This is a genomic window from Leptospira congkakensis (assembly GCF_004770265.1).
Classification (GTDB): domain Bacteria; phylum Spirochaetota; class Leptospiria; order Leptospirales; family Leptospiraceae; genus Leptospira_A; species Leptospira_A congkakensis.
On the sequence record NZ_RQGQ01000004.1, the window covers coordinates 898,719 to 923,788 of the forward strand.

Annotated in this window: 21 protein-coding genes; 5 read left to right on the forward strand and 16 right to left on the reverse strand. The window is 38.8% G+C overall.

Going from position 1 to position 25,070, the window contains the following annotated elements; genetic code table 11:
* Nucleotides 1-15: 15 nt before the first annotated feature.
* From EHQ70_RS05345 to EHQ70_RS05355, 3 genes are read right to left on the reverse strand one after another with little or no spacing between them, the layout of a single operon-like run.
* Nucleotides 16-537 (reverse strand): NADH-quinone oxidoreductase subunit C, encoded by a 522-nt coding sequence (locus EHQ70_RS05345; RefSeq protein ID WP_135584156.1) that lies wholly within the window; start codon nt 535-537, stop codon nt 16-18.
* Nucleotides 534-1,094 (reverse strand): NADH-quinone oxidoreductase subunit B, encoded by a 561-nt coding sequence (locus EHQ70_RS05350; RefSeq protein WP_100742528.1) that lies wholly within the window; start codon nt 1,092-1,094, stop codon nt 534-536. Before EHQ70_RS05350 ends, EHQ70_RS05345 begins: the two co-directional genes overlap by 4 nt.
* Nucleotides 1,085-1,462: an NADH-quinone oxidoreductase subunit A gene (locus EHQ70_RS05355; protein WP_004788658.1), complete on the reverse strand. Its 378-nt coding sequence runs from the start codon at nt 1,460-1,462 to the stop codon at nt 1,085-1,087. Before EHQ70_RS05355 ends, EHQ70_RS05350 begins: the two co-directional genes overlap by 10 nt.
* 645 nt (nt 1,463-2,107) lie before the next feature.
* On the opposite strand from EHQ70_RS05355, the gene EHQ70_RS05360 reads away from it, so the two are divergent.
* The gene (locus tag EHQ70_RS05360) at nt 2,108-4,492 is read left to right on the forward strand and encodes a SpoIIE family protein phosphatase (RefSeq protein ID WP_135584158.1); all 2,385 of its coding nucleotides are present in this window, start codon (nt 2,108-2,110) and stop codon (nt 4,490-4,492) included.
* A 104-nt stretch (nt 4,493-4,596) separates the two neighbouring features.
* Here EHQ70_RS05360 and EHQ70_RS05365 read toward each other — a convergent pair whose 3' ends face one another.
* From EHQ70_RS05365 to EHQ70_RS05410, 10 genes are read right to left on the reverse strand one after another with little or no spacing between them, the layout of a single operon-like run.
* Nucleotides 4,597-5,856 (reverse strand): replication-associated recombination protein A, encoded by a 1,260-nt coding sequence (locus EHQ70_RS05365; RefSeq protein ID WP_135584160.1) that lies wholly within the window; start codon nt 5,854-5,856, stop codon nt 4,597-4,599.
* A gap of 1 nt (nt 5,857) precedes the next feature.
* Complete coding sequence (locus tag EHQ70_RS05370; RefSeq protein ID WP_135584161.1) at nt 5,858-6,079, reverse strand: hypothetical protein; 222 nt, start codon at nt 6,077-6,079, stop codon at nt 5,858-5,860.
* On the reverse strand, nt 6,080-6,664 hold the full coding sequence (locus tag EHQ70_RS05375; RefSeq protein WP_135584163.1) for a YqaA family protein: 585 nt from the start codon (nt 6,662-6,664) through the stop codon (nt 6,080-6,082).
* Between the two features lie 51 nt (nt 6,665-6,715).
* Complete coding sequence (gene pth, locus EHQ70_RS05380) at nt 6,716-7,282, reverse strand: aminoacyl-tRNA hydrolase (RefSeq protein WP_135584165.1); 567 nt, start codon at nt 7,280-7,282, stop codon at nt 6,716-6,718.
* Nucleotides 7,279-8,814: a (R)-citramalate synthase CimA gene (gene cimA / locus EHQ70_RS05385; protein ID WP_135584167.1), complete on the reverse strand. Its 1,536-nt coding sequence runs from the start codon at nt 8,812-8,814 to the stop codon at nt 7,279-7,281. The genes pth and cimA overlap by 4 nt, the downstream gene beginning before the upstream one ends.
* Nucleotides 8,811-9,086: a Smr/MutS family protein gene (locus EHQ70_RS05390; RefSeq protein ID WP_135584169.1), complete on the reverse strand. Its 276-nt coding sequence runs from the start codon at nt 9,084-9,086 to the stop codon at nt 8,811-8,813. Before EHQ70_RS05390 ends, cimA begins: the two co-directional genes overlap by 4 nt.
* 21 nt (nt 9,087-9,107) lie before the next feature.
* Nucleotides 9,108-9,524, reverse strand: coding sequence for a response regulator (locus tag EHQ70_RS05395; protein WP_135584171.1), 417 nt, complete (start codon nt 9,522-9,524; stop codon nt 9,108-9,110).
* The gene (locus tag EHQ70_RS05400; protein WP_135584173.1) at nt 9,521-12,253 is read right to left on the reverse strand and encodes a sensor histidine kinase; all 2,733 of its coding nucleotides are present in this window, start codon (nt 12,251-12,253) and stop codon (nt 9,521-9,523) included. The genes EHQ70_RS05395 and EHQ70_RS05400 overlap by 4 nt, the downstream gene beginning before the upstream one ends.
* A 27-nt stretch (nt 12,254-12,280) precedes the next feature.
* Nucleotides 12,281-13,351 (reverse strand): A/G-specific adenine glycosylase, encoded by a 1,071-nt coding sequence (mutY, locus tag EHQ70_RS05405; RefSeq protein ID WP_135584175.1) that lies wholly within the window; start codon nt 13,349-13,351, stop codon nt 12,281-12,283.
* Nucleotides 13,348-13,632, reverse strand: coding sequence for a hypothetical protein (locus EHQ70_RS05410; RefSeq protein WP_004788885.1), 285 nt, complete (start codon nt 13,630-13,632; stop codon nt 13,348-13,350). Before EHQ70_RS05410 ends, mutY begins: the two co-directional genes overlap by 4 nt.
* A 141-nt stretch (nt 13,633-13,773) precedes the next feature.
* On the opposite strand from EHQ70_RS05410, the gene ispG reads away from it, so the two are divergent.
* The 3 genes from ispG to EHQ70_RS05425 are packed head-to-tail and all read left to right on the forward strand — an operon-like array spanning nt 13,774 to nt 18,800.
* Nucleotides 13,774-15,831, forward strand: a complete 2,058-nt coding sequence (gene ispG / locus EHQ70_RS05415) for a (E)-4-hydroxy-3-methylbut-2-enyl-diphosphate synthase (RefSeq protein WP_135584177.1) — start codon at nt 13,774-13,776, stop codon at nt 15,829-15,831.
* Nucleotides 15,832-15,873: 42 nt separating this feature from the next.
* Nucleotides 15,874-17,562, forward strand: coding sequence for a DUF2339 domain-containing protein (locus tag EHQ70_RS05420; RefSeq protein WP_135584180.1), 1,689 nt, complete (start codon nt 15,874-15,876; stop codon nt 17,560-17,562).
* Nucleotides 17,559-18,800 carry a hypothetical protein gene (locus EHQ70_RS05425; protein WP_135584182.1) on the forward strand — a complete coding sequence of 414 codons (1,242 nt, stop codon included), beginning with the start codon at nt 17,559-17,561 and terminating at the stop codon, nt 18,798-18,800. Before EHQ70_RS05420 ends, EHQ70_RS05425 begins: the two co-directional genes overlap by 4 nt.
* Before the next feature lie 97 nt (nt 18,801-18,897).
* Here the strand turns inward: EHQ70_RS05425 and EHQ70_RS05430 are convergent, their stop codons facing one another.
* Together EHQ70_RS05430 and EHQ70_RS05435 are read right to left on the reverse strand one after the other, a co-directional pair.
* The gene (locus tag EHQ70_RS05430; RefSeq protein WP_135584184.1) at nt 18,898-19,986 is read right to left on the reverse strand and encodes an alkane 1-monooxygenase; all 1,089 of its coding nucleotides are present in this window, start codon (nt 19,984-19,986) and stop codon (nt 18,898-18,900) included.
* A gap of 10 nt (nt 19,987-19,996) precedes the next feature.
* Nucleotides 19,997-20,500 carry a TetR/AcrR family transcriptional regulator gene (locus tag EHQ70_RS05435; protein ID WP_135584381.1) on the reverse strand — a complete coding sequence of 168 codons (504 nt, stop codon included), beginning with the start codon at nt 20,498-20,500 and terminating at the stop codon, nt 19,997-19,999.
* A gap of 747 nt (nt 20,501-21,247) precedes the next feature.
* Here EHQ70_RS05435 and EHQ70_RS05440 point away from each other — a divergent pair.
* Nucleotides 21,248-21,697 carry a DUF1499 domain-containing protein gene (locus tag EHQ70_RS05440; RefSeq protein WP_135584186.1) on the forward strand — a complete coding sequence of 150 codons (450 nt, stop codon included), beginning with the start codon at nt 21,248-21,250 and terminating at the stop codon, nt 21,695-21,697.
* Nucleotides 21,698-21,740: 43 nt separating this feature from the next.
* On the opposite strand, the gene carB is transcribed toward EHQ70_RS05440, so the two are convergent.
* Entirely contained in the window at nt 21,741-25,061 is a 3,321-nt protein-coding gene (gene carB, locus EHQ70_RS05445) for a carbamoyl-phosphate synthase large subunit (RefSeq protein ID WP_135584188.1), read from the reverse strand.
* Nucleotides 25,062-25,070 lie beyond the last annotated feature (9 nt).

Below are 25,070 nucleotides of genomic sequence, written 5' to 3' on the forward strand. Positions count from 1 at the left end.
ATGATTTCCTACCGCCTAACCGGTAATATCCTCGTTCACGTGAATGGTGAGTAAATCTTCGATGAGATAATCTTGCCCCGGGCCTTCCAATGGATAATCCTTACGAAGTGGATGTCCAACAAAGTTATCAGGCATAATGAGCCTTTCCATTTGAGGATGGTTTGAAAAAGAAATCCCCATAAGGTCGAACACTTCTCTTTCAGGCCAATTGGCCGCAGGAAAAATGGAAACTAAACTCGGAACTTCTTCCCCCTCTCCCACTGGAACTCGCAGCTGCAAACGGAAGTGTTTGTTTTTAGGAGAACGAAGTAAATAAACAACCTCAAACCTTGGATCTCTTTTCCCAAGCCAATCCACAGAAGTAAGGTCATTCAGATAAATGAAAGCAAAATCAGGATGATCCTTTAGCGCTTGTACAACGGTAGGGAGGGACTCCTTTTTGATACTAAAATAAAGTAAATTGGTGTTTATGTCCCTTTGCGGGAGTAACACATCGGAAAACCTGGAGTTTAAATATTCTGTAATTGTTTCTTTCATGCCACTACAAGAGGTTTGTTGCGTTCGTTGATTTCTTCGATTTTTCTCATGACTTCTTGGCGTCTAGCTTCCAAACCTTGGCCTTGGACTTTCTTTTGCAGTTTCACAAGAGCATCTAAAAGTGCTTCCGGTCTTGGTGGACAACCAGGAACATAAACATCAACAGGAAGAATTCGATCAACACCTTGTAACACACCGTAGGTGTGAAACATCCCACCAGACGAGGCACAGGCACCCACAGAAATCACAAACTTTGGCTCGGCTAATTGGTCGTATATTTGGCGTAATACGGGAGCCATCTTATATGTGATGGTTCCGAGTACCAAAATCATATCGGCTTGGCGCGGAGAAAAAGAAGGACGTTCTGCACCAAAACGAGCGATGTCATAATCAGCACAAGATGTACTCATGTATTCGATTCCACAACAAGCAGTGGCAAACGGATAAGGCCATAAAGAAAAACTTTGTCCCCATTGTACCACATTGTCCAGTGTAGCGACTTGGAACATATCGCCAAACATCTCACCCGGTTTGGATAGTGTTTCTGTTAATCCCATTCCAGTGCTCCCTTCTTCCATATATAGTATAGACCCACAACAAGTATGAGTAAAAAGAAAAACATCTCTAGTAAAAAGAAAGTTCCAAGACCTGCTTCTTTGAAACCGATTAAGTTTACAGCCCAAGGGTATAAAAAGACGGCTTCAATGTCGAAGAGGATGAAGAGAACCGCAACAAGATAAAACTTAATGTTGAAAAGTCCTCTGGCATCACCGTAATACGTAACCCCACATTCAAATGTGTCTTGAGGTTTCGATTTTTTCTTCGGATTGATGAGGAAGGCAAGGGTCAAGATCAGAGCGGAGAAACCGACTCCGAGCAAAAGTTGTAGAAGGATTGGAGCAAAACTATCTGGAGCAGAACCCATTCCTTGAATGATCTCATCCTTATTTTGAAATGTCAAGGCGAGATTCTTTTCTGACCATTTTTCTCATCATTGTTGTCCCAAACCGTTCATTTGAGAATGGCTCTCAAAAATCAGGCAATTTTGATTACCAGCGAGTGTAAAAAGATAGGCCCTGGAAAAGGAAAGTCGGTTTCAAAAGAAAGTCACTGCAGAAGGAAAGCTGGTTTCAAAAGAAACTCGCTGTAGAAAGATAACCGGTTTCAAAAGGAACTCACTAGAATGGGAAAGCGAGTGAAATAGATTCCCGAATGAAATAAGTAAGCCAATGCTCCTGGCATTTAGGTGAAAAGGTAACTGACTGTAAAAAGTAAGTCAGTGAAGAAATCGCATACCTTACTTTTGTCACAAGTGAGATGATTCCATTCCCCTAAGATAGAACCAGACTTAACAAATTGTAATTATTAATTAGCAATCCCTGAGAGGTGAAAGAAAGATGTTTTTTACAAAAGGGTGAGCTGAATGCAAACTGCCACACCCCAAATGGCCTAGAATCTTTTACATTCAGATAAACGCATGTGCGTTATAGCGGAATATTTATCTGCAATAGCGAATTACTCCTTGTTTAGTGAGAAATCCTCCTTTTTCCTAAAACAAAAGGAGTCCGGAATGTTTACAGAAACAAGACCCAGTTACAACCCTTACGAAATTTCCAGAGAATCTCATGAAATTTTGGAATCATTTTCTTCTGTGATTTTATCTCCCCCATCAGGTGATTTTTTTCAGACAAGAGTTTTGAGACTCTCACAAATATTTCACCTATCAGCCGTTTGGATCTCTGAATGGAAAAAAGAATCCTCACAATTTCAAACTTTATCCTTGGTTCATTTAGGAGAACTTTCAGCAGCCAAAACCTACAATGGTAACATTGCTCCATGTTCAGAAGTGATCGAAACTAAATCCTATTACCATACTTTGAATTTAGAAGATAGGTATCCCGGTTTTGAATCGGTATTATCAATCAAAGGAAGCCATTACCTCGGTTTTCCTCTTAAATCAAGATCGGGAGAGATCATAGGTGTCATAGCGGTTCTCAACAGGAAACACATCCCTCACCTAAATAGACTGATTCGAATTTTAGAACTACTTTCTGTGAGAACAGCCCAGGAACTGGAAAGACGTAAATCAGATACTTATATTTCTCATGCCATCGAATCAGTGTATGCACTCAGCCATTCTTTAAAAGAAATTCACAGACTCACCACTTCTCATTTCGAATCCATTGAAGATCTATTTTCAGGATATCTTAAAACTGGATTACAACTATTTCATTTTCCGGTTGGGATCATCAGTAAAGTGAGCCAAGATAAATATAAAATTTTACAAATTGAAGGAGAATCAGGCGACCTTAAACAAGGTGAGACCTTTCGGATTGTAGATAGTTTTTTTGCAAAGGCAAATGAATCAAAAAAAACAATCTTCTCTGAAGATATATTATCTTCAGAGGATAACCTTCAAAAAACCTCTTTTTTTAAAGAGTTTGGATTTCTGAAGTACATAGAATCGCCGATAGTCATTGACGGGAAAATGGAAGGATCCATTGGTTTTTTCTCCACTGAGATAGGCGGAACTCCGATCGAAAACCATTTCATAGAAGTCATTGAGATGATGAGTCGAAGTATCGCTTATGAAATTGAAAAAAGAAAAGCCGCCGAAGAAATCAAAAAGATCAAACTCCACCAAGATGGAGATTATTATTTAACTTCCTTACTTGTGAAACCTTTGGGAGGAACTGAAATCGAAAGTTCCAATGTAAAAATAGAATTTTTAACAAAACAAAAGAAGGAATTTTCCTTCCAAGGAAAACAAGGAGAAATTGGAGGTGATTTATCTGTTGCACACACTGTCTACTTACGTGGGAAAAAACATATTGTTTTCATCAATGCAGATGCAATGGGAAAATCTTTACAAGGTGCTGCCGGTGCTTTGGTTCTCGGAGCGGTATTTCGATCCATCATAGAAAGAACCAAAAATAGAGAGGAATACCAAAATCGTTATCCAGAACAGTGGTTACGTGAAGTGTTTGATGAACTAAACAAAACCTTTGAGAGTTTTGACTACACTATGCTTGTATCACTCATTCTTGGATTAGTCGAAGACGAGTCAGGTCTATTATATTTTGTAAATGCAGAACATCCCCATTTAATTTTATACAGAGATGGAGTTCCAAGTTTTATCAAAACAAAATACAGTTATCTAAAAATTGGCGCTACCCTTCCGCAAGACCGGTTTGCTATTAACATTTTCCAATTACAAATCGGAGATGTACTTTTTGGTGGATCCGATGGAAAAGATGATATTTTGGTTCATGGTGCTTGTAGCGGTGAACATTTTCTAAATACAGATGAAAAACTTTTTTTGGAACATGTGAGAAGAAGAGAAGGTGATCTTTCTGGAATCGTTCGATCCATCCAACAAACGGGAGAGCTTACCGATGACTTGTCTCTATTCCGATTAGAATTTAGTCCAGATCGACAAGAAGAAACTATCTTGATCAAAGATGGATTCGAGCAAGTATCTAGGTTCAAACAAGAAATTCGAAAGGGAAATTTTGTCGCAGCCCGAACCCTTTTAGAAAATGCTTACGAACTCAACCGACACAATCTAGAAGTATTACAAAATTTGATGAAATTTAGAATCGCAAACAATGAATACGAACAAGCCATTAAGTATGGCGAGGAATATTTATCCTTAAAGGCAGACAGCAACCACATACTACTATCCTTATCTTTTGCTTATCAAAAGTTAGGAAAGATCAATAAGGCAATCGAATATTCGGAAAGACTCATCCTTAGAGAACCACAACATTTAAAAAACACAACCCACCTAGCAGTTCTATATGGAAAAAAAGGAGATTTTGAAAAAGCAAAGGAGTTTTTACAATTCGCGATAGAATCAACAAATGACAAGGATCAATTGGAAAAACTAGAGAAGTATTGGACCCGAATCGAACATGTTCATGCCAAACAAAAAAGGAAAGTATTCCTGGAATGAGTTAAAAAGAAAAAAGTCGAGAACACAGATTACCGAAAACATAGTAAGGTCGATAGATAATTGTTTTCAAATTTGAATGATACCTGTTTCTAGAATGATCGAACTTACTTCCCAGGTTCCCAAAGTTTTTTGAGTTGGTCTTTTAAATTTTTCTCCATCCCTTGGTTTGTTGGTTCATAGAACTTCGGTGGATTCGGATAAAAGGATTCAGGAAAATATTTTTCTCTTACAAAGTGATCGGGAAAATCATGAGGGTATTGGTAATCTTTCCCTGCCCCTTCCTTCTTATGTGTGGCTGTGGGAGCATTGCGAAGATGATTTGGAATTTGGAACTCACGTTTTCTTTCCCGAACTAATTGAAGTGCCCGATCAATCGCCAGATAACTAGCATTAGACTTTGGAGCAGATGCTAAAAAAGTAGTACACTGCCCCAAAGGAATCCTTCCTTCTGGCATTCCGACACGTTCGACGGCATGCCAAGTGGAGATGGCAAGTGGAAGGGCATGGACACTAGCATTCCCGACATCTTCGCTTGCAAAAATCACAAGCCTTCTTGCAATAAAAAGTGGGTCTTCTCCGCCTTCGATCATAAGTGCTAAATAAAAAAGTGCAGCATCTGGGTCACTGCCACGAAGGGATTTGATAAAAGCAGAGATGATATCATAATGACTTTCACTATTTTTATCATAAAAAATTACGTTTTCACCTAGAATTTCAGCTAATTTGGATTCGTTGATACTTCCCGTATCTTCTGTAAAACTTAAAATTCGTTCGAGATACCCAAGGAGTTTCCTGGCATCACCCGAACTTCTGCGAAAGAGCTCCTTTTTTAAATCCTCTGGAAATGTACTCTTATGATTTAATTTTGTAAGGCAAGTTTCAAAAATAGAATTTTCTTCTTCTTCTGAAAGAGTGGTCAGTCGATACACAAGCATCCGAGAAAGAAGTGCTTTATTCACTCGAAAGCTGGGATTTTCAGTGGTAGCAGCAATCAATATGATTTCGCCTTCTTCCACTGCTGAAAGAAGTGCATCCTGTTGTGAGGAAGAAAAACGATGGATTTCGTCTAAAAATAAAACAATCGTTCCCTGTCTTTTGGCTTCATCTAAAACTTCTCTTACCTCTTTCAAACCACTGGTCACACAACTGAGATAACGGTTTTGCAGATTCCATCCTTGGCTGAGAAGATGAGCCAATGTGGTTTTTCCCGAACCGGGTGGCCCGTATAACAAAATGGAGGTGGGTTTAGAAATGGCTCTAAGTGACTGAACCACTTGAGTTTGCCCTACAAACTCAGACCAAGTTTTAGGCCTGACCGCATGAGCGAGAGGGGTCTGTTTGTTCTGCGAAAAAAGAGAATCCAATTTAAGATTTTTCCAATTCTTTTTTTACTGCCATATAACAGTTGTATATGGTTTCATTACAAACATCACAACCGGAGTTACAACAAATGAGAGACCTTTCAGATACTTTTCCATCCACCAAATTTTTAACGAAGGCAGCTGTTCGATCTGGTAAAAAGAAAAATCTTACCTTCTCCAAAATAACTTCGTCCACAGATTTTGGGAACAACCGGTCTTCCGACATTTATCCTCCTGTAATCCATCCCAGATACATGGCATAAAAATATACAGTCACACGAACAAAACGAAAAAGAGAACCGAGTAAAAACAACGAATAACGCATCTTAAAGGTTCCAACAGTATAAGCCATCCAAGAATAAGGAATGGGAGTGAGGGCGCTGAGAACCACAGCCCCAAATCCATATTTACGTAAGTAAGGAAGTAATTTATCTTCATAATGCAAAACCATTTGTCTTCCCAAATGAAATCGCGGAATCACATACAATCCAATCAAATAAGCCAAAGACCCACCAAGGATACTCCCAAAGGACATTGATAGAATTGTTTTTAAAGGATCCATTTCGCCGGTGATGGCAAGCATGAGGAAAGCATCGGGCGGAACGAAGGCAGGAAGGCTATCCGAAAAAATCATTCCAACAAATAGTCCCCAGTATCCAAAAATACGGACAAAGTGTTCGCTAAACCCCAAAAGTTCCTTTCGAAAGAAAAAAGCCAATCCAAAAACAATTACTAAAACAATAACAATTGATAAGACGGTTTGAAAGAGGAGATTACGAAGATTGATAGCTGTCTCTTTTTCATTTGACATGGACAATGATGTTAACCTTATATTCTACTTTTATTAAGCGATAACCTTAAGTTACGCATTTGTTTCTTTTTTGATCAGATTCCGATTTGTTTTGATCCAATCTTCTATTTTGTTAATAGATTCTTTAATTAGACTATCCAAGGTATTTCGTTCTTCCGAATTAAAATTTTGCAAAACAAAGTCTGCCACTTCCATTCCGCCTTTTTCAGGTTTACCTACCCCAAACCGCAACCTATGGAAGTCTTGCGTACCGAGTTTTGCAACGATATCTTTTAGTCCGTTGTGGCCAGCGGTTCCGCCCCCAATTTTATTTTTTATCTTACCAAAAGGTAAATCCACTTCGTCTTGGACGACTAGGATTTGCGCTGCGGGAATTTTATATAGATTGGCAAGGGTTTGAGTTGCCTTTCCGGAAAGGTTCATAAATTCCAAAGGTTTCAAAAGGTGGATTTTATCTCCTTCCCAAGTATGAGAGGAATCTGCATATTTTTTGGAATCTTTAAAAGAAACACCAAAACTAGATGCCAATGCATCAAGAACCATAAAACCAATGTTATGGCGGGTGTTTTTATATTTATCCCCTGGATTACCGAGGCCTACGATTAAAAAATGAATCATACGTTTCCGAGTAAAATATGTAACAATCGTTCTGTGGCCTTAACAGCTGCCACTTGTTGGTCAGAGTCAATTCCGATGGTTCGGATGGGATTGGTTTCGCCATCACCTTTCCAAGTAATCACCGTTTCCACAAGGGCATTGGTATTTCCACCGGGTGGAATCCTTACTTCATAATCAGAAAGTTTTGGGATTTTGATATTTAAATCTTTTAGAATTTTACCGAGGGCATTCATAAAAGCGTCATAACCACCATCCCCTTCTCCCTTAGCCGCGTAATCCTTTCCTAAGTAATTGACCTTTACTTCGGCCTTAGGTTTGACACCAATTCCACTAGTCACCGTACAAGATTCGATACGAAAACTGGCTTCTAAATTTTCACCAGTGATGTCAGAGATAATGTACGGTAGGTCTTCTTTTGTGACCGTTTTGTTTTGGTCTCCCAGTTCGATCACTCGTTCTAAAACTTTTTTTTCAATTTCGGGAGAAAGAACCATTCCCAACTGTTTTAAATTTTCAGTAATACTCGCCTTACCAGCTAACTTCCCTAATGCGTATACACGGCTTCTACCAAATCGTTCTGGTAAAATGGGATTGGCATATAAATTTCCTTTTTTGTCCCCATCTGCATGAACACCTGCCGTTTGTGTGAATACATCTTCCCCGACAATCGGACGGTTATCCGAAATACGTTTCCCAGAAAAAACTTGGACAAGTCTAGATGCACTAGTGATTTCTTTTTCTATGACAGAAGTTCGATACTTTGTTTTGTCATGTAAAGCAGTGACAACTGCCTCTAAAGGTGAATTACCCGCTCTTTCCCCAAGACCATTCACAGCCACATGTAGGCCACGAGCTCCGGCAGAGACTGCTTCTAAACAATTGGCAACAGCCAAGTCATAATCATTATGGCCATGAAACTCAAACCAAAGTTTAGGGAATTCTTTTACTAAATCAGTGATTGCATTTCGGACTTCTGCAGGCGACAAAACACCAAGTGTATCTGCTAAATAAAATTTGCTGACAGGATACTTGGATACAACACTTAAATATTCTAAAACATAATCACGAGAATGAGTGTATCCATTGGACCAATCTTCCAAATAAACATTCACAGTGATCCCAGATTTCGCAGCAAACTCTACTGTTTTTTGAATGTCTGCAAAATGTTCTGCTGGAGTTTTTCGAAGTTGGTTTGTTAGGTGGTTGAGTGATCCTTTTGTGAGGAGATTGAGAACTCGAACTCCTGTTCCGTTCATCCACTCTACTGTTTTATCATAATCCACAAACCCTAAAATTTCGATTCGATTTTGAAGGCCTTCTGATTTTGCCCACTCTACAATTTTTTTAACGGCTTCAAACTCACCAGGAGAAACGCGAGCGCTAGCAATTTCGACACGATCTGTTTTTAGATCTTTTAATAGATGTTTGGTGATGTTTAGCTTTTGTTGCCAGGAAAAAGAAACACCATTGGTTTGTTCCCCGTCTCTTAAAGTGACGTCCAGGATTTCGATGCGAGAATTAGATTCGGTCATGATTTCAATCGGTTGATGTATTCTTTGGACGGAGCGAGAATTTCTACCATCGTTGCGCCCGGATTGGACCGAAACATCGGATCGGTCTCCACTAGTTTCAGAAAATCGCAAGTCTCCACGTAGTCAATCGCCATTCGGCGGAGGATTCCTTCCCCAATACCATGCAAAATTTCGACGTAGGATTCCCCGTCCATAAAGGCTTCATGGAGCTCTCGTTCTAATTTGATACGAGCCTCTTCAAATCGGAGTTTGCGAATGTATATGGTACGCACCTTAAGTCCAGAAAATGGGACTTAGGTCAAATTGCAACAGAAACGAACTGCATCGAGTAATTCTCGGGTGTTCCAAGGTTTGGAAAAAATGGCGTAGGTTTTTGCCTCTTCTTTGACGCGGTTGATGGCGTCACGGTCGGCATGGCCCGAGATCATGATGGATTTGATTTGAGGGTATTTTTGGTGAACTTGGATGAGAAATTCATCTCCCCGCATTCCCGGCATCAGCCAATCAGACAAAATGAGAATCACTTCCACACCAGAACTACAGAGGTCATCGATCACTTCCATGGCTTCTTCGGGATTTTGCGCAGTTTCGTAGGTATAACTCCCACCAATCTCGCGTTTTAGTTCTTGTACGAGGGACAAAAGCAGGATGGGTTCATCATCAACGCAAAGAATTGCGTTTTTCTCATGTTGCAACTGCGTAAAATTCAATCTCGTTCCCCTTTTTCTGCCTTTGGCAAGTAAACCCTAAACTCTGTTCCATTTTCGTCTGACGAAAATTCAATCGAACCCCTCATCTTTTCTACGATTTGTTTACAAATGTCAAGCCCAAGCCCAATTCCTTCGCCATGTTTTTTTGTAGTGAAAAAAGGTAGGAAAATTTTGTCTCGAATTTCTACTGCAATTCCTTTTCCCGTATCATGGATGCTAGTAATGACTGTATCTTCATTTGAGGAAACAGAGATTCGTAATTTTCCTCGATAGTCCATTGCTTGTAACGCGTTGTTAATGATATTGATCCAAACTTGGTTGAGTTTATCCCTTTCCGCCAAACAATAATCAGTCGTAGTATAAAGTTTGGTGATTTCGACATCATTTTTAATTTTTGTTTGGTATAAAGTGAGAATCGAATCAAGTTCTGTAGGAATATGAACTTTTTGAAAGTTTGTTTCTGTTTCCAGTCGATCTGTATAAAGATAATGTTTCAGGGCATTCACAACATGAGCTGCTTTTTCTGTAGCCGTTTGTACAACATAAACCAAACGATATAAACTGCCTAAAATCAGAACATTTTGTAGAATGATTCCAGTTCTTGGTTTCTTTAAAATTTTTAAAAGTGGCTCATCCAATTGGAGGATTCCAAGAGAAGCCAAATCATCCATCATCTCTTCTGGATTTTCAATTTGGTGCGAATTTAGAATTCCCAATCTTTCTTTTTTTTCCATACGATTGAGAAGTCCTGAATTACGAGATCCAAAGGAAACACTCATATGGAGTAGATGTCGAAAGTCATCTCTTTCAGAAACATTTAAAGATTCTAAAAATTCAGGCAAACTGGTAACATCATTTTTTAAGATCTCAGACATGGTATGTACACTGGAAGTGATGGCACCAAGCGGAGTGTTCAGTTCATGAGTGATCCCTGCAGCAAATTGACCAAGTGCTGCTAACTTTTCACTCTGTAGAAGTTGGGTTTGAGTTTTGTGTAAATCGATGAGAATTTTTTCCTTTGTCTCTATCATCTCCACAAGACTCCGATTACTTTCGATCAGCGCTTCTGTTCTTTGACCAATTTTATCTTCTAAATTGGAATTGGTTTCCATCACCAAACGTTGGCTTTCTTCCACTCGTTCAAAACTTTGTTTGAGTTCCGAAGACATAAAACGAAATGCTTCCGACAAATCTTTGAGTTCAGCAATCATACTTTCTCCAACAGGAATGTCCCAATCCCCTTTGGCCAATGATTTGGATGCTTTTGCAAAGGATAATACTGGCCTTGTCACAAATTCAGCAATTACAACTGCCAGAAGCAAACTGAGTAAAATCGCCCAAGCAAAAACCATAGCAGATTCACTATTTCCGGAGATGACTCCGCTTAAATAAAATGAATTAGGAAAAAGAGTAATCAGATATGTTTTTTCTTTTAAGTTGGGATGAGTATAAATGGTTACCATTGCATTCCAATTTTCTCGTGAGAGTGGTTTTTTAGTAACAATGGCAAAACTAAATCTTTTTTCAGAGGTATAAATTTCATTCCCTAGTTTTTTTAACTCAACTCTAACAGTTTCTTGTAACCGGGTTTTCCCAAGACCCATTGATAAAGAAGCAAGAGGATTCAAATGTTCATCTAACAAAAAAACATGGCCATGATTATTCACTTTGGATTCATCCAAAACTTGAACCAAATCAATGGGATCAAAATTCTGAATGGATGATTTAGGAAGTTCGGATAAATAACGATCAAAACTCAAGTTGATATTTTTTGACCATTGCCTATGTAACACTTCTACCATTTGGTAGGCAGAGTTTTCTGCATTTTTGAGAGTTACATAAGCAGTCACTCCCACAAGAAACAAAACCAAAAGAACAAAAGGAGTCACAATGAATAACTGCAAAGAGATTCCTGTTCGGGTATCCGATTCTGGTTGGAGGATATCCCATTCTTTGGGACCGGACTTCCAAATGGTTTGAGGGTCAGATAAAGTAACTTCTTTGACTTGGCCAGGAACTTCTGCCCAAAAAAATCCTATCTTTCGAATAATTGGAAAAGTTACAAACATCACAAATGGTGCGAGAATCCAAGTGATGCCTGTTGTGAAAAGTAAAGCAGAACTAACTGTACGATAAGATATCTCCGCTCCAAATTGTTCCGAACATAAAAATCCCCATAAAAACGGCTCGAGGATTAAAAATAATAAAACGAAAAGAAAGTAATAAACCCAAATCCTAAATTTCCGAAAGTCAGGAGACTTACCAATCATCTGGTAAGACAACCAAAACATAGTTGGGTTGATAAAATACCCGGGCAACCAGTCCCATAAAAATTCTGGCGGAACCCCTTCGATAAGATCAGACAACCCGTAAGCAAAAGGAACCGCAAGGAGCGCCGGATAACCAAAAAAATTCAAACAGAGAAATACGGATAAATCTTTTAGGCTTTCTAAGGTTTGGGCTCCTGGAATGAGAACAATAGAACTTCCCAAATACCCAGTTACAAAGATCGAAACAAAAGTGATGAGAAACCAATAAAAACTAGTTAGGTTCCAATTCCAAACTTCTCGTGAAATGCGAAAGGATTTCCCATTCCGAAAGGTAAATCCGGTAAATGCGAAAATAGAAATGATGGATCCTAGTAAAAATGCGAACCGGCCCCAAACCTCTAAAATAGGCAATGGGATGTTTGAAACGATTTGTTCAATCCAAACAATGATTGGAGCCATAGCCCGTGAATCGTAAGCGAACTAAGATTACAAGTAAAGCAAAAACTTTTTTACCTTGGATGCGAGAGAAGATGGAAACTCCGTTTCCAAATCAGAAAGACTCACCCACTTACTTTCGACACCGAATTTCTTTGCCAATCCTTCTAGAGAATCTTTCTCTTCCAAGTTACGGGAATACACCGAAAAAACCATTTTATGGTGAGTGATGGTATGTTTGAACTGGCCAATTGGTTGATAGGTTTTGGTTGGAATTGTTTTTTTTAAGGATATAAAAAGCAGAGAGGGTTCGTACGTTTCCTCGGGAACCTCACCAATAAATCCATAAGGCAAGTGAAACATCCCTTTCAGAAAACGCATCCTAGGCTCCCGAAGGAGGAGAATGGATTTTTGATAAACGAATACAAGAATCTCACCAGTCAGTAAGGTCTGTTTTTTGTTTTTTTCACGGAGAGGAATCTCTGCGGTTTGTTGGTGGATTCTCGCAAAACAGGATTCTGTGAGAGGGCATAACAGACATTTAGGTGACTCAGGCAAACAAACGGTAGCGCCGAGTTCCATCATGGCTTGGTTGTGATCGCCGGGATGATCCTTGTTTAAAAACTCATCCGCTTTCTTTTGTAATTCACTATCCGCTTTGGGACCTAAAATATTATCCGTATAACCATAGTAACGAGATAAAACCCGTTTTACGTTTCCATCTAAAACTGCCAGAGGAAGGTCATAAGCAATAGAAAGGATTGCCCTTGCCGTATAGTTTCCAATTCCAGGAAGTTTCAAAACAGAATTTAGGTCTTTCGGAAAGGATCCATTATAATTTTGAACTAAAAAGATGGCCGCCTTTCTTATGTTTCTCGCACGGCTGTAGTATCCAAGCCCCTTCCAATTTGCTAGGACTTCCGCTTCTTCTGCTTGGGCTAAGGTTTCCGGATTTGGAAAACGTTTCATAAAGGATTCGTACAATGGCAACATTGCATTAACGCGAGTTTGCTGGAGCATCACTTCTGAAATCCAAATAGGATAGGCTTGCTTTTTCTTTCGAAACGGGAGATCCCGCTTATGGATTAAATACCATTCGTGGAGTTTTTTCTGAGGATTCAAATTTCCGAGTCTTGGATGCTATAACGAAGGAAGGTATTACAACTTCCTTCTTCGGTATACCGAACTAAATCGTAGTCCAAACGAGTCGAACGGAAGAATTTTGAATGTGCCAATCTTTCGCGAATTTCCTGACGGATATGGTCCCGGGCTTCTTGGCGTTTGTCATAATAGGCAGGCGATAGGATTTCACTTTTGTAGGACAAACTTCCCTCGCGGTAGATTGCGACCGTGACTTGCACCCGGTATTTTCTCTGTAGGCCTTGTTTTACTTCAGTATTCATCGTATCCAAAACTAAGGGGTATTCTTCCTAAATAGATTTTCGGTCTTCAAAGGATGGAAATTGAAACCCACAGATTTTTTTCATACTGCTTGCCCAAAATTTCGAATTTAATTTCCTAGATAATGAGAACATAAGATTCAAATGAGCACGAAATATAACGAATCGCCATTTTTCTATAAAAGACGTCCCACCCGAGAAGTGATGGTGGGAGGTGTTGGAATTGGTGGGAAAAACCCAATTCGTATCCAATCCATGATTACATCTAACACAAGAGATACGGAAGCCAGTATCAAACAAATTTCCGATTTAGAAAAAGCTGGATCCGAAATCGTTCGCCTAACAGTCCCTAGTCAAGCGGACGCGGACAACCTACCCAATATCCGTCAAAGGATGAAAGAATTGGGACTAAAAGTGCCTTTGGTGGCAGACATACATTTTACTCCACAAGTTGCTCTCAAATGTGTGGAATGGGTTGAGAAGGTGCGAATCAATCCAGGTAACTTTGCTGACAAAAAAAAATTTGAAATCATCGGATACACAGACAAAGACTACAACGAAGAGTTAGAAAGAATAGAAGAAGTATTTACTCCCCTGGTCCTTCGCGCCAAAGAACTAGGTGTGGCCATGCGGATTGGAACCAATCACGGAAGCCTATCCGACCGGATCATGAATCGGTTTGGCGACACTCCCCTCGGGATGGTAGAATCGGCATTGGAGTTTATCCGCATCGCGGAAAGAAACTCCTACCAAGATATCGTTGTTTCGATGAAGGCTTCCAATCCACAAGTGATGATCCAAGCCTATCGAATGTTAGTTTCTCGATTTTATGATTTAGGAATGGATTATCCCTTACACTTAGGTGTGACTGAGGCTGGGGATGGAAAAGATGGAAGGATCAAATCAGCAATCGGAATTGGAAGTTTGTTGGAAGATGGACTTGGAGATACCATACGTGTATCTCTTACCGAAGATGCCATTTATGAAATCCCGGTTGCGAAAGAATTAGTTAAGAAGTACAATGAAAGTTTTCTAAATGAACTAAATCATGGATCTACTTCCACAAATGTTACGTCCGCATCAGATGCCTCGGTTTCACAAAACAGAGAAACCATTTATACTGAATTTCGTGATCCTTTCCAATACTCTAGATTCTATTCCAAAGAATTAAGTTTGGGAGATACAAAACTTGGGGATGCGTCTCCTGTGCGGATCGAAATTAGTTTTCCATTTTTTGGTTCAGAGTCAGCAGAAGAAGTTCTAAACCTCATCCAAAGAGAAACCAAATCAGGCAGAATCCCCGAGTTGATCCATTTTGAAATCCAATCGGAAATGGATTTGTTATCGCTGGGAACGATGGTTCGAAGAGGATCTTTCCCTCTTCCTGTTTCCGTGGAATTATCGAAAGAACTTACCTATCAATACGATAGTTTAGCAGAAGACCTCTACCGGATCCATAAATGGGTGATCAACCCAAGTATTTTTTTCCAAGAATCAGAAGAGTCATGGGATGACCTTTTGGATTTTGTCACACGTTTCGCAAAAGACAAAAGATGTATCGAATGGAGTATTGATGCGAAAGACATTCACTTAGTGGAAAAAATTGTAAGGGAATCCCAAAAAAGAAAAATTCAAAATTTAATTTTTTCGGTTAAAAACGGAGATTTACTCACCATACGAAAGTTAGCTTTTCATTTAAGTGAATCAGATTATCCCATCACCCTTGTCACAAAATCCGAAAATAAAGAACAACTTTTATATGAATCTTCGATCCAAGTCGGAGGGAGTTTACTCGATGGAATTGGAGATGTGGTGCGCCTTTCCTATGGTGATGGGGAACCAGAAGAATCCCTTGTTTTAAGTTTTGATATTTTACAAGCCACGAGACTTCGCCTAACAAAGACAGAGTATATTTCCTGCCCCTCTTGTGGCCGCACCATGTTTGATTTACAATCCACAACGGCGATGATCAAAAAAATGACAGGCCACCTAAAAGGTGTGAAAATCGCCGTTATGGGTTGTATCGTAAATGGTCCTGGGGAGATGGCGGATGCCGATTTTGGATACGTCGGAGCCGGAATTGGTAAGGTTCATCTCTACAAAGGGAAAGAAATTGTCAAAAAAGGAGTGTCTGAGGTGGAAGCTGCCGACCAACTCATCGAACTCATTCGCGAAAATGGAATGTGGAGCGATCCAGAATAAAAAGTAGTTCCCCTCTTTCCACGGATGTGAACCATTTCCTCCGTGGAAGAAAAAGAAACCCAAGAGATCCTCACAAGGATCCAGTCTATGGAGAGGGAACTTTCTTTTTTAAAAGAAAGAGTTTTATCCCAATCGAGTCCTAAAGTCACTCAGAAACAAGTTACCCCACCTGTTCCAAAACCAATTCCTGTCGAAACTCACCAAACAGAAGTTCCGTTAAAAGAAGGCCCCAATTGGTTTGTGGAATGGATTGGAGAAAACTTATTTGTTAAGTTAGGAGTCTTTTCCTTACTACTTGCCTCCATTTGGTTTTTCTATTTAGCCATCGAAGAATATTGGATCAATGAATCGGTTCGTATTTGGATCGGACTCGTATCTGCGATTCCTATTTTACTCTATGGATACCGAGTACGAAAAACAAGACCCTATCTCTCACCAAGTCTTTTGGGACTGGGGATTGCCGTTTTGTTTTCTGCCTATTATTCAGGATATTTATGGTACGATTTGTACTCTACGGAAACATGTTTTGTTGGACTCCTTATCATTAGTTTAACTACGGTAGCCATCGCACATGCACAAAAAAGCGAAGTGTTGTTTGGGTTTGCATCTTTTGGTGCCTTCCTTGTTCCCCTCCTTCTTTCTACTGGCCAAAACTCCTATCCTTTTTTATTCACCTATTTACTCCTTTGGAATGTATTATTCTTTTGGGTGAGAAAAGATACAGGTTGGAAAGTAATACCACTCATTTTACTTGCAGCAAACCACCTAATTTTTGTTGGATGGGCGAATGACAATTTAGTGGATGCAAAACCATTTTTCCCAATTGTTTTTCAATTAGGTGTTTTTGTTTTATTTTTACTCAGAGAATTCCAAACATTAGAAACGACAAAATCCAAAGAACCAATCCTCACCTTAGTCACAATCGGCTTTACCGTTGGACTTGGATTTGTTCAGTCTTTCTGGGTTTTTTCTGTTTTTTATCCAGTGGCCAAACCATTTTTACTTACCTTAATCCTAATCGTATTCTACGGATTGTATGAACGTTCCATTCGGAAAACAGAGCTTAGTATTGAGAAGAAAAAAATCTACGACTTGATTGGCCTCTTTGGTCTTCCCTTTATCGTAAGCCTAATTGTCATTGGAACCACAGGAAAACTATTAGCGTTTAGCCTAATCAGTTTTGCCTTTCTTGTGACTGTTGCCTCAACCTATTCCAAACAAATGTATATGTACTTTGCTGCATTTCCCGTTTGGTTCTTTGCCCTGTTTTATGTTTTTGCATTCACCTATCGCTCTTTTAACGAAATCCCTTTTCTCAATGGAAGATTTTTAATTTTTGCAACGGGATCAGCGTATCTAGTCGTTTCTTATTTTTACAGCAGAAAGTTTTCTGAGTTATCCAAACTCTTTTTGTATGCCGCCTATCCTTACTTTTTACTCGGAACCTTTGTGGAAATTTATCTTGGATTTCCTGAGGAGAAACAATTATTTCTCTACACACTTAGTTTGATTGTGTATGGACTGATTGCGTTATCGGTAGGATTTGCAAAAAGAATCCAACCACTTAAATATGTCGGTTTTGGCTCCTTAACCTTAGTCATCTTAAAATTCTATCTTTATGATTTCTGGAATTTGAGTTTGGGTTATCGAATTCTCGCAGGTTTATTCTTAGGAGTTACGCTCATCGTAACAGGAACATTATACAATCATTTCAAAAAGGAAACAAAATGAAGACCAAGTATTTACTCCCTATTTTATTTATTAGTGTTATTACTTCTGAATTGATGAGCCGTCCACTTGCGGTTCAAAACTTTAAATACAAAAAAGATTTAAAAATCGCAGGAAACCTTTCTCCTAACGGAGTTGTAAAACTCACCTTAGATGAAGATGTTTATAAACATTCTTTTTATGGAGACCTTCGTGTTACTTACAACGGAGAAATTGTTCCTTACCATATCCAAAATGCCGAAGAAGTAGCAAAAAATACGGAAAAAGTAAAACCAGAACTATTATTTTCCAAAAAAGATGAAATGGAAATTTATGTTTTGGAACTTCCTAAATTACCAGAGGGAATGAATTATACAAAACTTTCTGTTACGAACTCCTATGACTACGAAACATCAGTCACACTCAAGTTAGGTGATAACCCAGACCAATTTTTGGAATCAAAATCTGTTTTCCTATATAAATACGGGAACCAATCCACAAGCGAAATTGATTTAAGTGGAACAAAACATAGATTCATTCGTTTGGAAGCAGAACCGGGCTCCGACTTAAAATTCCCATCTGCTTTCCGAGCCAAACAAAATAAAAATCTTTATTGGGAGAAATCACATTCTGTAACCAATCCAGAACTTGCTGAAAACCTTTGTAAGTTTTCCTTCGCCAATGAATCGCAGTCAGCATTTCAAATTTTAAAATTAGAATTTGAAGAAGGAAACTGGGAACGCCAGGTGACTGTTCGCGGAAAAGTCGACAAAAAGGAATGGGAAACTATATTCGAAGGAACCGTCAGTCATAACAAAGCTGATGGCACTTATGCAGAAATCCCACTTTCCAAAACCATCAGCCGAGAATTTGAAATTCAAATCTATGATGGTGAAAATCAAACCTTACATTTAAAAAATGTAATCACAGTTCAACCCTTAGAAGAAATTTATTTTTTTGCAAACCAAGACAGCAGCAAAGACGGATATGCACTCTATTACGGAAACCCATACCAGTGGTTACCAAGTTTTGATCCATACACTTACCCTACGGGTGATGAAATCAAAAACAACGACCCAAAAACGGCCACTTTGTTACAAGAAGTGGAAAACCCAGACTTTAGTTTTAGTTTGCTCTATCCACCTATTTCCGGTTATATTGCCACTGGATTCTTTTATTTAGGGGTCGCGGCTTTACTGTATCTATTGTTTTCGATTCTAAAAACAAAACGATCTGTTCTCGCCGAATCGGAATCTAAATAAAAACAAATTTCCGTTTATCTCACAATGAATTTTATTTTTTGTGAGATAAACTTGTTTCTCAGATAAAATTCCTCAACAATTGTTTCGAATTCATACCTTAAGATATTGTGTTTTGTTTTTTTTCCCAAGATTCCAGGATCGGGTTCATCATGGAAAACCAGAGTGGGGGTACGAGAGCAATTAGAATCATCAATTCATAACCAAAAGGCAACTGGGGAGCTTCTTCATAATGCCGAAGCGCTTGGTATCTTCGGCCGGCATTAGCATGATGATCAGAATGCCTTTGTAATTGGAACAAAAGAGCATTCGAAACAAAATAATTTTGATTCCAAGAATGAACTGGTAAAACTTTCTCAAATTTACCATCAGACACTTCTTTTCGTTTCAAACCATAATGTTCAATATAATTTGTCATTTCCAAAAGAGAAAATGCAACAAATGATTGTAACAATAAAAAACCAAGAACTTCAAAAGGGACTTCTCCATCACGAAGTATGGTTCCGAAGATTACCATACAAACTAAAAAAATAATTGTGATGACTGAATACCAAATCATCTCATTTCGATAATGAAAAACACTCAAACCTAATTTACTTAAACGTTTTTTCTCAAGACCCCACGCAGATTTATAGGCACCTAACACAGTTTGAGGATAAAACCTATAAAAGGATTGGTTCTTTTTAGAAGAAGCGGGATCGTTAGGAGTCGATACATTGGTATGGTGTCCTCGATTGTGTTCTATATAAAAATGCATATAACAAACAGTCATATAAATCATCTTAGCAAGGAATTGTTCGTATCTAGTATTTTTATGACCAAGTTCATGGCCAACTGTGATTCCAATTCCGCCAGTGACAATTCCAACAGCGGTTGCAAATAACAGGAATTCCATAATTGAATGTGGAAATAATACAATTCGATAAATTGACCAAACCACAAAGATGAGTTGTAGATAAGCCCAACCTTGCGTTAAATAACGGAAAAAAGAATCGTTTTGTAAGTTTAAAAAATTGGATTCGGCTGGATTGGAATTATCTTTTCCTATAACTAAATCTAAAATTGGTAATAGAAAAAAAACTGTGATCGGAACGATAGTATAGGTAACTCCCCCAAACCATTCTGCCACAACCACTAACAAAGGTAAAATGTAACAAAGTAAAAAACTAAATCGTTTGGTAAGAGCCATACCTATCTCCTTATTTTTTGCTTTGGAATAATGCCATCAAGTTCCTTAAACCTTCAAATAGTTCCGGCCAGTCTGTTACTTCAGTGGCTTTATTTTTCAAAAACAATGCACCGATAAAAAAAGACAAAAAAGCCTTCCCCGCTTTTACATTAGTATCGGAAGGAAAAAATTGATCCAAAGCTGTTCGATAAGCAGTAAAAGAATCCTCGACTAACACAGCCAAGTCATTGGATTCGTTCAGTTGTCTCTTTACATCCACTGCCAGCAAAATCAAGTTCATAAAATGATCTTCCCGTTTTGCAACGAAATTCATAATATCTTCCAGACTAAACTGAGTTTCCGATAACTCTCGAATCTCTTTTTCATCAATGGCAACGAGTTGTTTGACCATAGACTCAAAGAGAATCTCCTTTGTTGGAAAGTAATGATAAAGAGTTCCCGTAGAAACACCCAACTCCTTCGATAACTCGCGCATCGAAACCGAAGAAACTCCCTTCGCAACAAAGATAGGCATACACTTTGTCAAAAGCTCCACTCGGTAAAGATCGTGATCGACTATCTTAGGCACAAAAGAATCCTTTTATTTATATCGAACGTTAGAAATAAACAATTACTTATTCCACAATTTGTCCATTCTTTTTTCTTAATCATACCATATTTCCCGATTTCTTCGCCAATTTCCATAAAGACTTAGTTCTTTCCCTATCCTCTTTTCGTTCCGATCTGTCAATTGCGGAAATAGGCCAGAATAGGATAGGAAAGTAAGAAATTTCAGGTGCGAAATAGGGATTAAATTTCATCCTGAGACTGGAATTGGTGGAGGGGAAAAAGGAAAGTCGGTTACTTTGGAAACTGAGTTTCTAATTTCAGTGGCTTTCTTTTGGGAGCGGGTTTCTAATTCTACTGGATTGCCATGGGAAGTAAGCTGCTAATGATAAGGGGTTACTTTAGAAAGCGAGATTCTATTTACAGTGGCTTTCTTTTGAAGGCAAGTTTCGCATTTACTGGCCTACCTAGGAAAATGGGTTAAAAGTTGCAGGATTGACTCCAAAGACTGGCTTTCGAATGAAACTGACTTACTTTAGAAAGCGAGTTTCATATTCCACCGATTTGATAAAGAAAGTGACTTTCCAAATACACCGAATCACAATCTTTCCCGACTGTAAAAAGTAAGTGACTTACCTTTTCCTTTGTTTCACTTTTTCCCTATCACAAAAACTATAAGTCTAGGAATAGAGTCTTAGCAGAGGAATCAAATCCAATGAACTATAAAATTGCAGCAATATCCGCCATCACAGTCCTCTACTTCCTAAGCGGTTGCACGGGCACAAGGCCTGATTATCTCGGAATCAAATCCGAAAAATTAGCAAATTGTCCGACTACACCCAACTGTGTTAGTAGTTTTGCCGATCCTACTGATAAAGAACACTACCGAAGTTCGGTTCCCTATAAAAAATCTTTAACGGATGCACAGGCGATCTTGAAAGGAAAGTTAGAGCAATCACCTCGGACGAAACTAATCCACGTAAATTCGAATTATATATATGCCGAGTTTACTTCTCTCATTATGCGATATGTTGACGATGTTGAATTCTATTTTGATGAGAAAAATAAACTCCTTCACTTTCGGTCCGCCTCTCGATTGGGAAAATCTGATTTTGGAGTGAACCGAAAACGAATTGAGTCTGTATTGAAGGATTTAGAAATCTAATAAAAACAAATTTTTCTTAGATTTTCCAAACCCTTTCGTCGCTTTAATTCTTTTTATGTTTTGCGTGAATTTCCTGAAGGGAATTCACGGAGAATCCTCTGTCCTTCATTTCCACCAAACCATGAATTAACGCCTTGCCAGCTTGCGCTGTCGTCAAACAAGGAACTTTATATTTAATCGCTGCTTGTCGAATTGTAAAAGCATTTTCACGAGTTACTCTTGACAAAGGAGTGTTGATGATCAAATGAATTTTCTTTTCTTTGATATAATCAATCACGTTCGGGAAGTAACCATCATAGATTTTATTGATTTTACTAGATAGAATTCCATTATCAGAAAGAAATTTATGTGTTCCTTCCGTTGCGATGATATTGTATCCTAGGTTGGACAATGATCTTACAGGTTCCAATAATTCTTTTTTAGTTTTATCGTTGATGGTTACAAAAACCGTACCGTGTTTCGGTGGTTCTTCCCCTGCCATAATCTGAGCTTTGACAAAAGCTTCCCCTTTTGTTGTCGCAACTCCCATCACTTCGCCAGTTGATCTCATCTCTGGACCAAGGATCGTATCCACACCAGGAAATTTGCTAAATGGCAATACAGCTTCTTTAACAGTAATCATCGGTGCTGAAAAACGTTTTCCAAGTTTAAAAGAAGACAAAGGCTCACCTAACATCAAACGAACAGCAATTTTTACAACGGGGATTCCAATTGATTTTGCAACAAATGGAACAGTTCTTGATGCACGAGGATTTACCTCTAACACATACAAAGTTTCTTCTTTGATGGCGTATTGAACATTGATTAAACCTTTTACATCTAACTCTAAAGCCAAACGATAAGTTGCTTCCTCAATTTCTTGTAACATACGTTGAGAAATGGTTTGCGGAGGTAACACACAAGCAGAGTCACCAGAGTGAATTCCTGCTTCTTCGATATGTTCCATAATCCCTGCAATGAATACATCTTTCCCATCACAAAGGGCATCGACATCGACTTCGATTGCATCTTGTAAAAAGGAATCTACAAGAAGTGGTCTATCTTCGGATACCTCTTCTGCTTCTTCCATATATTTATCGAGTTCTGACTCTTCGTTTACGATGAGCATAGCTCTTCCGCCCAAAACATAAGAAGGTCTAACAAGAACTGGATAACCAATTTTTCTTGCGATCTCTCTTGCTTTGTCTTTGGAAGCAGCAATTCCATTGTCTGGTGACTTTAGATTCAGTTTTTCTAAAACTTCTGCAAAACGTTTGCGGTCTTCTGCTCGGTCAATTGAATCTGGACTTGTTCCCATAATGGGAACTCCTCTTTTTTCGAGTGCTTTCGCTAATTTCAAAGGAGTTTGACCACCTAACTGAACGATAACACCATCTGGTTTTTCTTTTTTAAAGATTGCCATTACGTCCTCAAGACTTAATGGTTCAAAATACAATCTGTCCGAAGTATCATAGTCTGTGGAAACTGTTTCTGGATTGGAGTTTACCATGATGGATTCTACTCCCGCTTCCTGCAAAGAAAAGGACGCATGGCAACAACAATAATCAAATTCGATTCCTTGCCCAATTCGGTTTGGTCCACCACCAAGAATCATAACTTTCTTTTTCGAAGTTACTTCTGCTTCATCTTCCTCATCATACGAAGAATACATATACGGCGTAAATGCTTCGAATTCACCGGCACAAGTATCAATTCGTTTATACACAGGATTGATTTTTTTATCTTCTAAGTATTTTTCAATGGCCTCTTCTTCTTCTCGAAGGGTTTTTTCTACTTTTGCTTTTGTGATTTCTATCGCTGCCCCACTACGAACTTGAGAAAGGATTTGTTCCTCTTTAGTGAGAAATGCAAGTTGGCGGTTGGAAAAACCAGATTTTTTCATTTCTTCAATGATGGCTTTTCCCTCTTTACGATATCGATTTTCTAATTGATATAATTCTTCAAACTGATAGAGAAACCATGGATCAATTTTACAAATATCAAAAATTTCTTCGACACTCATTCCAAAATCGAATGCCATTTTTACATAAAAAATACGTTTGTCGGTGGGGCGTTTTACCTTAGCCGTTAACCAAGTTTTTCTTTCTTCTTTCGGGACAGATTCCCATTCCAAAAGTTCCTTCAAATAACCATCACTTCCAAAACCAAAACGATCCGTTTCTAAAGACCTGAGTGCTTTCTGAAAACTTTCTTTGAAGTTACGACCAATGGCCATAGCTTCTCCAACTGCTTTCATCTGAACACCTAACGTAGGATCGGAACCAGGAAATTTTTCAAAAGCAAAACGTGGGATTTTAGTTACAACATAATCAATAGAAGGTTCAAAACTTGCCGGTGTCACTCGAGTGATATCATTTCTGATTTCGTCTAAAGTGTATCCGATAGAAAGTAAGGCAGCAATTTTTGCGATTGGAAACCCTGTTGCTTTCGATGCCAAAGCAGAAGAACGCGAAACTCGTGGATTCATCTCAATTACGATAACATCCCCATTTTCTGGATTCACTGCAAACTGGATATTAGAACCACCAGTTTCCACTCCAATTTCACGAATGATATCAATGGACATATCACGAAGTCGTTGGTATTCTTTATCACTTAAAGTTTGTTGTGGTGCTACTGTAATAGAGTCACCAGTATGAACACCCATAGGATCTAAGTTTTCAATGGAACAAATGATAACCACGTTATCAGCGAGATCTCTCATCACCTCTAACTCAAACTCTTTCCAACCCATCACCGACTCTTCAACTAATACCTGTGATATGGGAGAAGCGGAGAGTCCTTTTTGTGCAATTTCTTCGAATTCAGATTCGTCATAACAAGTTCCGCCACCAGTTCCACCTAAAGTAAAGGCTGGTCTAATGATGATAGGAAATCCAATTTCATCTTTTGCTTTCCTAGCGGCTTCCATGTCGGAAACCATAAATGATTTCGCAACACGAATGTCTAATTTTTCCATCGCTAGTTTAAATAGTTCCCTATCCTCTGCTTTACGAATGGCTTCCACTTTAGCACCAATGAGTTCTACATTGTATTTTTCTAAAACTCCTTCTTTATGAAGTGCTAAAGCTAAATTCAAAGCAGTCTGTCCACCTACAGTCGGTAAGATGGCATCTGGTTTTTCTTTTTTGATGATTTTTTCTAAAACAGGGACAGTGAGTGGTTCAATATAGGTTGCGTCCGCCAGTTCAGGATCCGTCATAATTGTGGCTGGATTTGAATTTACGAGAATCACTCGTATCCCTTTTTCCCTCAATGCTTTGGTTGCTTGTGTTCCGGAGTAGTCAAATTCACATGCCTGCCCGATGACGATAGGTCCGGATCCGATGATCAAAATTGATTTTAAGTCGTTACGTTGCGGCATAGTTTCCTC